This window comes from Streptomyces jumonjinensis (assembly GCF_009600885.1).
GTDB classification, from domain to species: Bacteria; Actinomycetota; Actinomycetes; order Streptomycetales; family Streptomycetaceae; genus Streptomyces; species Streptomyces jumonjinensis.
In genome coordinates, this window is the sequence record NZ_VCLA01000011.1 from 40,053 (window position 1) to 52,825 (window position 12,773).

Consider the following 12,773-nt stretch of genomic DNA (forward strand, 5'->3'; position numbering starts at 1 on the left):
CTGATCACCGGATCTCTCCCACCGGAACACCCGAACCCAGCACATGAGATCCCATGACATCCGATCCCTGGACAGGTCTCCCATCAGCGGGACAGTGACGGGCCGGGGCCATGCCTCGTTGCAGGTACGTGCACTCATACGACCCCCGCCACCAGCTCCCCTACCAGAGCCATATCCCCGCGATGCGCCCCGCGCACGAGATGGCTCCGGACCACTCCCTCACGCCCATCTACGAGACCCTGTGCGCCGAGTACCGCCGGGCCTTCCGGACCCTGCCCGGAGACCGGAGCGGTGAGGAGGACCTCGGCTTCAGGGCCTTCGGCGCGGGTCCGGCCGGAAACCGCGGATACGGGGCCGTCACCCACACCCAGTACCCCGGCATGGGCTGGCAGCCCTACCCCATGCCCCGGCCGCACATGGGACATCACCCCGCGGCCCTGCCGCCCGCTCCCCGCCGGGGCATCTGAGGGGGCCGTACGCGACAGGGGCGCTGCCCGGGTCCGGATGATCCGGTCCCGGGCAGCGCCCCTGTCGGTCCGCGCGTCAGTGCGCGCGTCCGGTCACTTCTTGCGTCCGCGCTTCTCCCGCACCCGCACGGAGATATGGATCGGCGTGCCCTCGAAGCCGAACTCCTCGCGGAGCCTGCGCTCCACGAAACGGCGGTAGCCGTGCTCCAGGAAGCCGGAGGCGAAGAGGACGAACCTCGGCGGCTTGGTGCCCGCCTGGGTGCCGAAGAGGATACGGGGCTGCTTGCCGCCGCGGACGGGGTGCGGGTGCGAGGCCACGATCTCGCCGAGGAAGGCGTTCAGCCGCCCCGTCGGAACCCGGGTCTCCCAGCCCGCGAGCGCGGTCTCGATCGCCGGGACCAGCTTCTCCATATGACGGCCGGTGAGGGCCGAGACATTGACCCGGGGGGCCCAGGCGATCTGCGCGAGCTCGGTCTCGATCTCGCGCTCCAGGTAGTAGCGCCGCTCCTCGTCGAGCGTGTCCCACTTGTTGAAGGCCACGACCATCGCCCGGCCCGCGTCCACGGCCATGGTGATGATCCGCTGGTCCTGGACGCTGATGGATTCACTGGCGTCGATCAGGACGACCGCGACCTCCGCCTTCTCCACGGCGGCGGCGGTGCGCAGCGAGGCGTAGTAGTCGGCCCCCTCCTGGAGGTGGACCCGGCGGCGGATGCCGGCCGTGTCCACGAACTTCCAGGTGACCCCGCCCAGCTCGATCAGCTCGTCGACCGGGTCACGGGTGGTGCCCGCGATCTCGTTGACGACGACCCGCTCCTCGTTCGCCACCTTGTTGAGCAGCGAGGACTTGCCGACGTTCGGGCGGCCGATCAGGGCGATACGGCGCGGTCCGCCGACCACGCCGCCGAAGGTCTGGGCCGGGGCCTCGGGCAGCGCCTCCAGCACCGCGTCGAGCATGTCGCCCGTGCCCCGGCCGTGCAGCGCGGAGACCGGGTGCGGCTCGCCGAGTCCGAGCGACCAGAGAGCGGTGGCGTCCGCCTCGCCGCTGGGCCCGTCGACCTTGTTGGCGCAGAGCACCACGGGCTTTCCGGCCCGGCGCAGCAGCTTGACGACGGCCTCGTCGGTGTCGGTGGCGCCGACCGTGGCGTCCACCACGAAGACGACCGCGTCGGCGGCCTCGATGGCGTACTCCGCCTGGGCGGCGACGGAGGCGTCGATGCCGAGGACGTCCTGCTCCCAGCCGCCGGTGTCGACGACCTTGAAGCGGCGGCCCGCCCACTCGGCCTCATAGGTGACCCGGTCCCGGGTGACGCCCGGCTTGTCCTCGACGACGGCCTCACGGCGGCCGATGACGCGGTTCACCAGGGTCGACTTACCGACATTGGGGCGGCCGACGATGGCGAGGACGGGCAGCGGGCCGTGACCGGCCTCGCCGATCGCGTCCTCGACCGTCTCCAGGTCGAAGCCTTCTTCCGCGGCGAGCTCCATGAACTCCGCGTACTCGGCGTCGCCGAGTGCTCCGTGGTCGTGCTGGTCGTTCATGAAGTCCGTTCCTCAATCGTCAACCGGATCACCTCGGGGGTGGTCCGCTCTGCTCAAGTCTTACCCGGTGCTCTTACCCGGTGCGCCCGGTCAGGCGCCTGGCGTTCTCCAGATGGGCGGTCAGCCGCTTCTGGATGCGTACGGTTGCCTCGTCCAGCGCCCCGCGGGTGCGACGGCCGGTCCCGTCCCCCGCGTCGAAGGCGTCGCCGAAGACGACGTCGACCCGCCCGCGCAGCGGGGGCAGCGCCTTCACCAGCCGTCCGGGCCGGTCGCCGCCGCCCAGGACCGCCACGGGGACGATCGGCGCGCTGGAGCGCAGCGCGAAGTAGGCGAGCCCGGCGCGCAGTGAGGCGAAGTCTCCCTCACCCCGGGTGCCCTCGGGAAATATGCCGAGGACTCCCCCGTTCGCCAGCGCGCCGAGCGCGCCGGTGACGGCCGTGCGGTCGGTGCCGGAGCGGTCCACCTTCAGCTGACCGATTCCCAGCAGGAACGGGTCGAGCGGGCCGATGAAAGCCTCTTTCTTGATCAGAAAGTGCACCGGCCTGGGCGCGGTCCCCATCAGCATGGGCCCGTCCACGATGTGCGAGTGGTTCACCGCGAGAATCACCGGCCCGGCCGAGGGTACCCGCCAGGCGCCGAGCACCCGGGGTTTCCAGAGGCCGTACATCAGGCCGATGCCGATGCGCCTTCCGATCACCGCGCCCCTGGCGGAGGGAGCGGTCACGTCACCGCCCGCTTCGCGCTCTCCCCGGCCGCGCCCGCGGCCCGGGCCCGCGCGGCCTCCGGGTCGCGCCGCTCCTCGACCAGGGTCACCACGCACTCGATGACCTGCTGAAGGGTCAGCTCGGTGGTGTCGACCTCGACGGCGTCGTCGGCCTTGGCGAGCGGGGAGGTCTTACGGCTGGAGTCGGCGGCGTCCCGCTTGATCAGGGCCTCTCGGGTGGCCGCCACGTCCGCGCCCTTCAGCTCGCCGCTGCGGCGGGCGGCGCGCGCCTCGGGGGACGCGGTCAGAAAGATCTTGAGGTCGGCGTCCGGCAGCACGGTCGTGCCGATGTCCCGGCCCTCGACCACGATGCCGGTCGCGGCGGTCGCGGCGATGGAGCGCTGGAGCTCGGTGATCAGGGTCCGCACCTCGGGGACCGCGCTGACCGCGCTGACCTTGGAGCTGACCTCCTGGGTGCGGATGGGGCCCGAGGCGTCCATGCCGTCGACCGTGATGGTCGGGCCGGCGGGGTCGGTTCCGGAGACGATGGACGGCTTGCCCGCGGCGGTGGCGATCGCGGCCGGGTCGGACACGTCGACACCGTTGCTGATCATCCACCAGGTGATCGCCCGGTACTGCGCGCCGGTGTCCAGATAGCTCAGCCCCAGCTGGGCGGCCACGGCCTTGGACGTGCTCGACTTGCCCGTGCCGGCGGGGCCGTCGATGGCGACGATCACGGATTCCACGGTGTCGGACACCTTTCCCAAGATGAGGAGAGGCCAGGCGGAAGTGCGGTGGGCCCCGAACAAGGTTACCGATTGCTGGGACCCTCTCGGGCACCTATACGCACAGCCACCGCCCGCTACGGTGTGTGCCCTCGATCACTGGCGCAGCGACCAGCCCCGCTGCCGCAGCGCGGCCGACAGCACGGTGGCCGCCGCGGGCTCCACCATCAGCTGGACGAGACCCGCCTGCTGGCCGGTGGCGTGCTCGATCCGGACATCCTCGACATTGACCCCCGCACGGGTCGCGTCGGCGAAGATCCGCGCCAGCTCGCCCGGCTGGTCGCTGATGAGCACGGCGACGATCTCGTACGCGGCCGGGGCCGCACCGTGCTTGCCGGGGACCCGGGCCCGGCCCGCGTTGCCTCGGCGGAGCATGTCCTCGACGCCCTCGGCCCCGGCCCGCCGCTCGGACTCCTCCGGGGACTGGAGCGAGCGCAGCGAGCGCACGGTCTCCTCCAGGTCGGCCGCGACCCCGGCGAGCACATCGGCGACCGGGCCGGGGTTGGCGGAGAGGATCTCCACCCACATCCGGGGGTCGGAGGCCGCGATCCGGGTGACGTCGCGGATGCCCTGGCCGCAGAGGCGTACGGCGGTCTCGTCGGCCTCCCGCAGCCGCGCGGCGACCATGGAGGAGACCAGCTGCGGGGTGTGCGAGACCAGGGCCACGGCCCGGTCGTGGGCCTCGGCGTCCATGACCACGGGCACGGCCCGGCAGAGCGCGACCAGTTCGAGGGCGAGGTTGAGCACCTCGGTGTCGGTCTCGGGGGTGGGGGTGAGGACCCAGGGCCGCCCCTCGAAGAGATCGGCCGTCCCGGCCAGCGGGCCGGAGCGCTCCTTGCCCGCCATGGGGTGGGTGCCGATGTAGGCCGACAGATCGAGGGAGAGCTCGCGCAGCTCGCGCCGGGGGCCGCCCTTGACGCTGGCGACGTCGAGATAGCCCCGGGCGAGCCCGCGGCGCATGGCGTCGGCGAGCGTGGCGGCGGTGTGCGCCGGGGGCACGGCGACGATCACCAGGTCGACGGGGCCCTCGGGCGGATCGTCGGTGCCCGCCCCGAGCGCGGCGGCGGTACGGGCGCGCTCCGGGTCGTGGTCGGCCAGATGGACCGTGACCCCCCGGCCCGCGAGGGCGAGGGCCGCCGAGGTGCCGATCAGACCGGTCCCGATGACGAGCGCGGTTCTCACTGGGCGATGTCCTTGCGCAGCGCGGCGGCGGCGCCGAGGTACACATGAGTGATCTCGGACCGGTCGAGGGGGGACTCGATATGGGCGAGTATCCGGACGACCCGGGGCAGCGCGCCCGCGACATCGATCTCCTGGGCGCAGATCAGCGGCACGTCGACGATGCCGAGCCCGCGGGCCGCGGCGGCCGGGAAAGCGCTGTGCAGATCGGGCGTGGCGGTGAACCAGACGCTGATCAGATCGTCGGCGGCCAGGGAGTTCCGCTCCAGAATGGCGGTGAGCAGCTCGCCGACCCGCTCGTCCATGTGTCCGGCGTCGTCCCGCTCCAGCTGGACGGCTCCGCGGACCGCTCGTACCGCCACGTCGTACTCCTCGTCTGGGCGTTTCTCCTACAGGGTGCTGCGATCAGCCTAGTCAGTGGCGCGAACCCGGCGCGCGGCCGACCGCGGGCCGGGACGGGGCCGGGAGGCAGGCTCCAGGGCCTGTCTGCTGGATCAAGGCTCTAGCCTGGGCGGATGTCCCCCGACGAGCTGATACGCGACCACACCGTCTACTCGTGTGTGATGGGGTCGCGGGCCTTCGGGCTCGCCACCGATGAGAGCGACACCGACCGCCGCGGGGTGTTCCTCGCCCCCACCCCGCTGTTCTGGCGCTTCGGGAAGCCCCCGACGCATCTGGACGGACCGGCGGACGAGCAGTTCTCCTGGGAGCTGGAGCGGTTCTGCGACCTGGCGCTGCGGGCGAATCCCAGCGTCCTGGAGTGTCTGCACTCCCCGCTGGTGGAGCGGGTCGACGCCACCGGCCGTGAGCTGCTCTCCCTGCGGGGCGCGTTCGTCTCCCAGGAGGTCCACCGGACCTTCGTCCGGTACGCGATGGGGCAGCGGCGGAAGCTGGAGGCCACCGTCCGGGAGCGGGGCACGCCGCGCTGGAAGCACGCCATGCATCTGCTGCGGCTGCTGCTCACCTGCCGGGATCTGCTGCGTACGGGGGAACTGGTCCTCGACGTGGGCGAGGAGCGCGCCCGGCTGCTCGCGGTGAAGCGGGGCGAGGCGTCCTGGCGGGAGGTCGAGTCCTGGATGGCCCGGCTGGGGGCGGAGACGGACCGGGCGGCGGCCCGTACCCCGCTCCCGGCGGAGCCGGACCGCGCCCGGGTGGAGGACTTCCTCGTCCGTGTCCGCCGTGCCTCAGCTCTCCAGCCGTACCCGTACGGCGAAGTCCGCGAGCGCGGCACGGGCGGTGGGCGCGGCGGGCAGGGGTGAGTCCAGCCGGGCCCGGTCCAGCTCGGCGTGGAGCGCCTCGATGTCGGCGAGCACCCGCTCCTGGTCGACGTCTTCGGCCGCCGCGTGCTCCGCGTACGCCTTGGCCGCGATCAGCTCGGGCAGATAGCCCGGCGCGTCCACCTCGGTGAGCAGCGCCGGGAGATTCGCCTGGAGTTCGGCGCTGCGCATGAGGTGGATGCCGGTGAGCAGGGCGCGGAAGGTGTAGAGCAGCGGCTTGAGTTCGCCGGTCCGCTCGAACAGCCGCTGCTGGGTGCCGGCGAACCCCCGGTAGTGGTGCGCGTGGTGGGTGGTGAGGACGCCGGGCGCGAGGGCGGCGAGCTCGGTGTGCGCCTCGGTGGTGTGGACGACGAGCGGGGAGAGCAGCTGCTCCAGCACATAGCCGTTGCGGCGCAGCATGAGCCGGATGAACTTGCGCAGATCGTGGGTGACCAGGTCCAGTTCGACGCCTTCCCGCTCCCATATCCGGGAGTGGGTCTCCTCGGGTTCGTCCAGTCCGATCAGCTCCGCCACCGGCAGCAGATGGCTGCCGCGCAGATCCACGTCCGAGTCGCGGGAGGGGAATCCATACAGATGCGCTCCGGAGACGGTGGCGAAGAGCAGGCGATCGCCGGTCCCGGCGATGGCGGCGGCGAGGTCGAGGGCGGGAAGTCCGGTGGCCGGGGATTGAGTCATGGAGCAATAATCACAGGTCAGGCTTGTTGCGAAGGGGGTCGGCCGGTCCCCCGTGGTGGGTCAGGAGTCCCAGAGCGCGCCGAGTACGACCAGATCGCCGCGGTACTCGATCCGTTCCGCCCATTCCTGGGGCCAGGCTCCCGCGCCCAGGTGCGCGCCCGCGAAGGCCCCGGTGAGGGCGGCGATGGAGTCCGAGTCGCCGCGGGTGCAGGCGGCCCGCCGCAGGGCGGTGACGGGCTCCTCGGGGAAGAGCAGGAAGCACTGGAGCGCGGTGGCGAGCGCTTCCTCGGCGATCCAGCCGTCGCCGGTGGTCAGACAGGGGTCGGTCTCGGGCGACGGGGTGCGCACCGCCGTCACCAGCCGGTCCAGGGCCGCCAGGCACTCGTCCCAGCCCCGGGCGATGAACGCCTGGGGGGTCGGGTCGTCGCAGCGGGTCCACAGATCGCCGAGCCAGCGCTCGTGGTAGCGGGTGCGGCTCTCGTAGGCGTAGGAGCGCAGCCGTCCCACCAGTCCGGTCGGCTCGGCGCCGCACGCGAGCAGGAAGACGGCGCGGGCCGTCAGATCGCTCGCGGCCAGCGCGGTGGGGTGGCCGTGGGTGAGCGCGGACTGGAGCTGGGCCGCCCCGGCCCGCTGCTCGGTGCTCAGCCCGGGGGCGAGCCCCATGGGCGCGACCCGCATATTGGCCCCGCAGCCCTTGGAGTCGATCCGGCTGGCCTCCGCCCAGGGCAGCCGTTCGTCGTCGAGCAGCATGCAGGCGGTCATACAGGTGCGGCCCGGTGCGCGGTTGTTGTCCGGGGAGTGGTACCAGGCGGTGAACTCCTCGCGCAGCGGCCGGAGCAGCCGGGAGGCGGTGAGCAGTCCCCGGTCCATGGCGGTGCGGACGGCGCGGGCGACCGCGAGGGTCATCTGGGTGTCGTCGGTGACATGGGCGGGGGTGGGCAGGCGCATCTCCCGCCAGGGGCCGCACTTGGCGAGGATCTGCGGTACGTCGTTGAACTCGGTGGGGAAGCCGAGCGCGTCGCCGAGGGCGAGCCCGGTCAGCGAGCCGGTGGCGGCCTGCTTGGTGACGGTCCTCGGGGTGCTGAGCGCGGTCATGGCTGCCGTCCTTCCGGTCGCAGGAGCGGCGGATGCAGCGTGGCCGCCGCACCCGCCCGGTAGAGGGCGGCGGGCTTCCCCCGGCCGCCGGTGCGGCGCGGCGGGCCCTCGACGGCTTCGACGAAGCCGGGTGTGGCGAGGACCTTCCGCCGGAAGTTGGGGCGGTCGAGTTCGACGCCCCAGACCGTCTCGTACACCTGCTGGAGCTCGCCGAGGGTGAACTCGGCCGGGCAGAAGCCGGTGGCCAGACAGGTGTACTCAAGCTTGCTGCTGACGCGGTCGTGGGCGTCGGCGAGGATGCGGTCGTGGTCGAAGGCGAGCGGTGCGGCGGCCTCGCGCGGCGTCCAGCGGGCGAGGGCCGCGTCCCCGCCGCCGCGTGGTTCGGGCAGATCGGGCAGGAGCGCGGTGTAGGCGACGGAGACGACCCGCATCCTCGGGTCGCGGTCCGGTTCGCTGTAGGTCCGCAGCTGTTCGAGGTGGAGCCCCTGGACGGTCCGGTGGGAGAGCCCGGTCTCCTCGGACAGCTCCCGGCGGGCGGCGAGCCCGGCGGACTCCTCGGGCCGGACGAAGCCGCCGGGCAGCGCCCAGCCGCCCCGGTAGGGCTCCTCGCCGCGCTGGACGAGCAGGACGTGCAGCCGTGACGCGCGGACGGTGAAGATCGCGAGGTCGACGGTGACCGCGAAGGGCGGGAAGGCCCTCGGGTCGTACTCCTGGGTCGTGGGCCGCATCAGGGGCGCTCCCCGAGCTCCGGGGAGCCGACGGGACCCGGGGAGCCGACGGGATCCGGCGGGCCGGGGCGGTCCGGACAGCCGGGCCGGTCGGGCCTGACCGGGAGGCCGGGCCGGGCCGAGAGGTCCGGCAGCGGGTCGGCGAGGCGCGGGCCCTCGGCGAGCAGCCGGTCCACGGCGGCGACCGCGTCGGCCAGCCGGCGCTCCCGCGGCCCGGACACCCGCACGGTCCGCCGTCCGGTCCGGGCGAGTTCGGCCGCGAAGCGGCCGGTCATCCAGGGCCGCAGCTCCTCCTGGTCGCGCAGTCCGTCGTCCTCGAAGGGGACGCCGCGGTCGTCGGTGAGCAGCCAGAGGCTCTGCCGCCCCCGGGCGGCGATCCGCCGGACCTCCTCGCTCGGGAATCCCAGATACCGCTCGTGCCAGACGGTGGTGGCGAACGCGTCGGTGTCGCAGAACAGGACCGGCGAGCCCGCGCGGGCCGCGGCCTCCTCCCGTTCGGCCTGGACCCGGGCGATCAGCGGGAACTCGTCCGACGCGAAGGCGACGTCGCTCCACCGGGCCTCGGTCCGCTCGGCGCGGAGCCGGGCCAGTTTCCGTTCGCTGAACTCCCTCCCGTACTCCGGAACCCAGCGGGTCCGGGCCCAGACGCCGCCGCGCCGCCGGTAGTGGTCGGCGAGGTCCCGCGCCAGCGTCGTGGTGCCGGTGGACTCCGCGCCGAGGACGACCACCCGGCGGGTGAGCGCGGCGCGTACGGGCGGGCGGAGGAAGTCCCAGCAGGCGGCGGGGGACTCGCGGACGGCGGTCCCTGACACGGGGAAGCGGGTGCGCTCCGGGTCGACGCACACGGACTCCGCGCCGAAGCGGCGGCCCAGCTCCGCGCCGTAGGGCTCCGAGGTGAAGACGGCGTCGACGGGTTCGGGGACGGCGGCGCGGAAGACGGCCATATGCGCGTCCCAGACCGCCGGGTCGTCGACGTTGACCGGGATGTCGTCCACCGCGCCCACGACCCGTACGCCCGGGTGCTCCTCGCGCATCCACGCGACCCGGTCGGCGAGGGGAAGGGACTCCACGGAGGCGGCGCACACCAGGACGGTCAGCGTCTCGCAGCGGTCGGCCGCGGTGGCCACCAGATGGTGGTGTCCGGCGTGCGGCGGATAGAACTTCCCGAGGACGAGCCCGTGCCCGTAGCGCCTCATACGGCCGCCTCCGCCGTCGCGTGCACGGGCGCCGCCGGGCCCAGGTCGCGGGACCAGTTGCGCAGTCCGAGCACGCAGAGCGTCAGAAAGCCGGCGTAGAGCAGCGAGGTGAGATAGAGCCCCTTGTGCGCGTAGAGCGGGATGTAGATCACATCGGCGGCGATCCACAGCCACCACGACTCCAGGCGTTTACGGCACTGTCCGTACGTCGCCGTCAGCGACAGGGCGGTGGTGAGCGCGTCCCAGAAGGGGACGGTGGAATCGGTGGCGCGGGCGAGCAGCAGGGTGATCGCCGCGGTCCCCACCGCCCCCGCCACGGCCAGCCCGGTCCACTCGGTGCGCGAGGTGCGCAGCACCGGTGGACCGGCGGAGCCTGGGCCACCCCCGTGGGTCCAGGTCCACCAGCCGTAGGCGGCGAGGGCGATGAAGACGATCTGGAGGCCGGCGTCGGCGTACAGGCCCGCCTGGGCGAAGAGCACGATGAAGAGGAGGTTGTTGGCGATGCCGATGGGCCAGTTGGCGATGTGCTGACGGGCGACGAGCCAGACGCAGAGCGCGCCGCTGCCGAATCCGAGGACCTCGGTCCAGCTCACCGGGGTGTCGAGCACGGTGAACAGCGGCTGCTGAAGACTGCCCAGTACGTCCGCGAGACTCACGCCCGCCTCCTTCTTAATAGTCACTCTGACTATAAATAGATCCAGGCGTCCGCACAAGACGCGCGGGACAGGCGGACAGCGGAACATGAGGAAGCCCGCGACCGGTGACGGTCGCGGGCTTCCTCATGCCATGCCCGGTACGGGCCTCACGGGGTCTTACGGGTCTTACAGACCGACTTCCTTCATCAGCATGCCGACCTCGGTGTTGGTCAGCCGGCGCAGCCAGCCGGACTTCTGGTCGCCGAGCCCGATGGGCCCGAAGGAGGTGCGGACCAGCTTGTCCACCGGGAATCCGGCCTCGGACAGCATCCGGCGCACGATGTGCTTGCGGCCCTCGTGGAGCGTGACCTCGACCAGATAGTTCTTGCCGGTGTTCTCGACCACCCGGAAGTGGTCGGCGCGGGCGTACCCGTCCTCCAGCGGGATGCCGTCCTTGAGCCGCTTGCCCAGCTCACGCGGCAGGGGCCCCTGGATGGCGGCGAGGTAGGTCTTCTTCACCCCGTACTTGGGGTGGGTCAGCCGGTGGGCCAGCTCACCGTGGTTGGTGAGCAGGATGATGCCCTCGGTCTCGGTGTCGAGCCGGCCGACGTGGAAGAGCCGGGTCTCCCGGTTGGTGACATAGTCGCCGAGGCACTGGCGGCCGTCCGGGTCCTCCATGGTGGAGACGACGCCCGCGGGCTTGTTCAGCGCGAAGAACAGATGCGACTGGGTGGCGACGGTGAGACCGTCGACCTTGATCTCGTCCTTGTCGGGGTCGACCCGGACGCCCTGCTCGATCACGATCTGGCCGTTGAGCTCGACCCGCCCGGCCTCGATCAGCTCCTCACAGGCGCGACGGGAGCCCATGCCGGCCCTGGCGAGCACCTTCTGAAGCCGCTCGCCCTCTTGGTCGCCGGCGGTCTTGGGGGTCTTGACCTGCGGCTTGTCCGCGTAACGCTCGCGGTTGCGCTCCTCGGTACGGGCGTCGTACTCACGGGAGCGGGCCGGCGCGGTACGCCGTCCCGAGTCGCGCTGCGGGGACTGCCTGGGGCCGCCCTTCGCACCGCCGCGCGCCGCCGCGCCACGGCCCTTCGCCGGGCCGCCCCTGGAGCCCTCGGAGGAGCCGCCCACGTCGTAGCGGCGCTCCTCGGGACGGGGCTTGCCGGTGCGCTTCTGCTTGTCGTCGCGGTCGCCCCCAGCCTTCGGCCGGGAGGCGCCCCCACCGGCGCCCCGGAAGTTCCCGCGACCGCCGCTCTTGCCGCCGCCGCTGTTCCCGCTGCTGTTCCTGCCGCTGCTTCGCATCAAAGTTCCGTCGTCGTCGTGTCGCCTGCATCAGTGTCCGGAGCGTCCGGATCGAACGACGGAACGCCTTCCGCTGTCTCGGCCTCGATCGCCTCGGCCTCGGGGAGGAAGGGCGCCGGCTCCGGCAGCTCGTCCAGGCCGCGCAGGCCCATCCGCTCCAGGAAATAGTTCGTCGTCCCGTACAGGATCGCACCTGTTTCGGGTTCCGCGCCCGCCTCCGCCACCAGACCGCGCTGGAGAAGGGTGCGCATGACCCCGTCGCAGTTCACTCCGCGCACGGCTGAGACCCGGGAGCGGCTGACCGGCTGGCGGTAGGCGACCACCGCGAGGGTCTCCAGCGCGGCCTGGGTGAGCCGGGCCTGCTGGCCGTCGAGGACGAAGCGTTCGACGGCCCCGGCGTACTCGGCCCGGGAGTAGAACCGCCAGCCGCCCGCCACCAGCCTCAGCTCGAAACCGCGGCCCTGGACGGCGTACTCGTCGGTCAGCTCGCGCAGGGCGTCGGCGACGGCCCTGCGGGGCTGCTCCAGCACCCTGGCGAGGTGCTCCTCGGTGGCGGGCTCGTCCACGACCATCAGTACGGCTTCGAGGGCGGGCTTGAGGTCGCTCATGCCGTCTCCTGGGGGGCGTCGGGTGCTCGGTCGGACTCAACGGACTCATCGAACTCATCGAACTCAGCGGGGACGGTCGCGGGGCCGTCGCCGCCGGTCCAGGTGACATACAGCTCACCGAGGGCCTCCGCCTGGTCGAGCTCGACCGCCCGGTCCCGGTAGAGCTCCAGCAGGGCGAGGAAGCGGGCGACGACGGTGAGGGTGTCGCCGGCCTCCGCCACCAGCTCCCGGAAGGCGGTCCGCCCCCGCTCCCGCAGCAGGGCCGCCACGATCCCGGCCTGCTCGCGGACGCTGACCAGCGGGGCGTGGATGTGGTCGAGGTGGACCTGCGGCCTCGGCCGGGGCCGTGCCGCCTTGACCGCGAGCCGCGCGAAACCCTCCGCGCCGATGCCGATGACCACCTCGGGCAGCAGCTCGGCGTGGCGGGGTTCGAGCCCGACGGTACGGGGGTGTCTGCGGCCCTCGGCGTCGAGCCGCTCGCCGAAGAGGTCCGCGATCTGTTTGTACGCGCGGTACTGGAGCAGCCGGGCGAAGAGCAGGTCGCGGGCTTCGAGGAGCGCGAGATCGGCTTCGTCCTCGAC

14 protein-coding genes and 1 pseudogene are annotated in these 12,773 nt (G+C 72.5%); 2 read left to right on the forward strand and 13 right to left on the reverse strand.

Features of this window, described 5'->3' with window-relative positions; translation table 11 throughout:
* The first annotated feature begins 128 nt into the window (after positions 1–128).
* Positions 129–467 (forward strand): hypothetical protein, encoded by a 339-nt coding sequence (locus FF041_RS01815; RefSeq protein WP_323371125.1) that lies wholly within the window; start codon positions 129–131, stop codon positions 465–467.
* Between the two features lie 93 nt (positions 468–560).
* On the opposite strand, the gene der is transcribed toward FF041_RS01815, so the two are convergent.
* From der to aroH, 5 genes are all read right to left on the reverse strand, one after another.
* Positions 561–2,009, reverse strand: coding sequence for a ribosome biogenesis GTPase Der (gene der / locus FF041_RS01820; RefSeq protein ID WP_153481092.1), 1,449 nt, complete (start codon positions 2,007–2,009; stop codon positions 561–563).
* Between the two features lie 73 nt (positions 2,010–2,082).
* Entirely contained in the window at positions 2,083–2,676 is a 594-nt protein-coding gene (locus tag FF041_RS01825) for a lysophospholipid acyltransferase family protein (RefSeq protein ID WP_153520724.1), read from the reverse strand.
* 53 nt (positions 2,677–2,729) lie between these two features.
* Positions 2,730–3,470 carry a (d)CMP kinase gene (cmk, locus tag FF041_RS01830; protein WP_323390962.1) on the reverse strand — a complete coding sequence of 247 codons (741 nt, stop codon included), beginning with the start codon at positions 3,468–3,470 and terminating at the stop codon, positions 2,730–2,732.
* 123 nt (positions 3,471–3,593) lie between these two features.
* Positions 3,594–4,679, reverse strand: a complete 1,086-nt coding sequence (locus tag FF041_RS01835; RefSeq protein ID WP_323371127.1) for a prephenate dehydrogenase — start codon at positions 4,677–4,679, stop codon at positions 3,594–3,596.
* Complete coding sequence (aroH, locus tag FF041_RS01840; protein WP_323371128.1) at positions 4,676–5,038, reverse strand: chorismate mutase; 363 nt, start codon at positions 5,036–5,038, stop codon at positions 4,676–4,678. Before aroH ends, FF041_RS01835 begins: the two co-directional genes overlap by 4 nt.
* Before the next feature lie 153 nt (positions 5,039–5,191).
* On the opposite strand from aroH, the gene FF041_RS01845 reads away from it, so the two are divergent.
* Complete coding sequence (locus tag FF041_RS01845; protein WP_153520713.1) at positions 5,192–5,935, forward strand: nucleotidyltransferase domain-containing protein; 744 nt, start codon at positions 5,192–5,194, stop codon at positions 5,933–5,935.
* Here FF041_RS01845 and FF041_RS01850 read toward each other — a convergent pair.
* From FF041_RS01850 to FF041_RS01885, 8 genes and pseudogenes are all read right to left on the reverse strand, one after another.
* Entirely contained in the window at positions 5,861–6,628 is a 768-nt protein-coding gene (locus FF041_RS01850) for a nucleotidyltransferase domain-containing protein (RefSeq protein WP_153520714.1), read from the reverse strand. The two genes, FF041_RS01845 and FF041_RS01850, sit on opposite strands and share 75 nt — an antisense overlap.
* Before the next feature lie 60 nt (positions 6,629–6,688).
* Positions 6,689–7,723 carry an ADP-ribosylglycohydrolase family protein gene (locus tag FF041_RS01855; RefSeq protein WP_153520715.1) on the reverse strand — a complete coding sequence of 345 codons (1,035 nt, stop codon included), beginning with the start codon at positions 7,721–7,723 and terminating at the stop codon, positions 6,689–6,691.
* A complete protein-coding gene (locus FF041_RS01860) occupies positions 7,720–8,451 on the reverse strand; it encodes an NUDIX hydrolase (protein WP_153520716.1) in 732 nt (243 codons plus the stop codon). The genes FF041_RS01855 and FF041_RS01860 overlap by 4 nt, the downstream gene beginning before the upstream one ends.
* Positions 8,452–8,576: 125 nt before the next feature.
* A pseudogene (locus FF041_RS01865) lies at positions 8,577–9,647 on the reverse strand (AAA family ATPase); the annotation flags it as partial.
* Complete coding sequence (gene pnuC, locus FF041_RS01870; RefSeq protein ID WP_323390965.1) at positions 9,644–10,303, reverse strand: nicotinamide riboside transporter PnuC; 660 nt, start codon at positions 10,301–10,303, stop codon at positions 9,644–9,646. The pseudogene FF041_RS01865 and the gene pnuC, both read right to left, overlap by 4 nt.
* 165 nt (positions 10,304–10,468) lie before the next feature.
* The gene (locus FF041_RS01875; protein ID WP_153481103.1) at positions 10,469–11,584 is read right to left on the reverse strand and encodes a pseudouridine synthase; all 1,116 of its coding nucleotides are present in this window, start codon (positions 11,582–11,584) and stop codon (positions 10,469–10,471) included.
* On the reverse strand, positions 11,584–12,192 hold the full coding sequence (gene scpB, locus FF041_RS01880; protein WP_153481105.1) for an SMC-Scp complex subunit ScpB: 609 nt from the start codon (positions 12,190–12,192) through the stop codon (positions 11,584–11,586). Before scpB ends, FF041_RS01875 begins: the two co-directional genes overlap by 1 nt.
* Positions 12,189–12,773 (reverse strand): segregation and condensation protein A (locus FF041_RS01885; RefSeq protein ID WP_194291894.1); only part of this gene is annotated, 585 nt, incomplete at its 5' end. The genes FF041_RS01885 and scpB, both read right to left, overlap by 4 nt.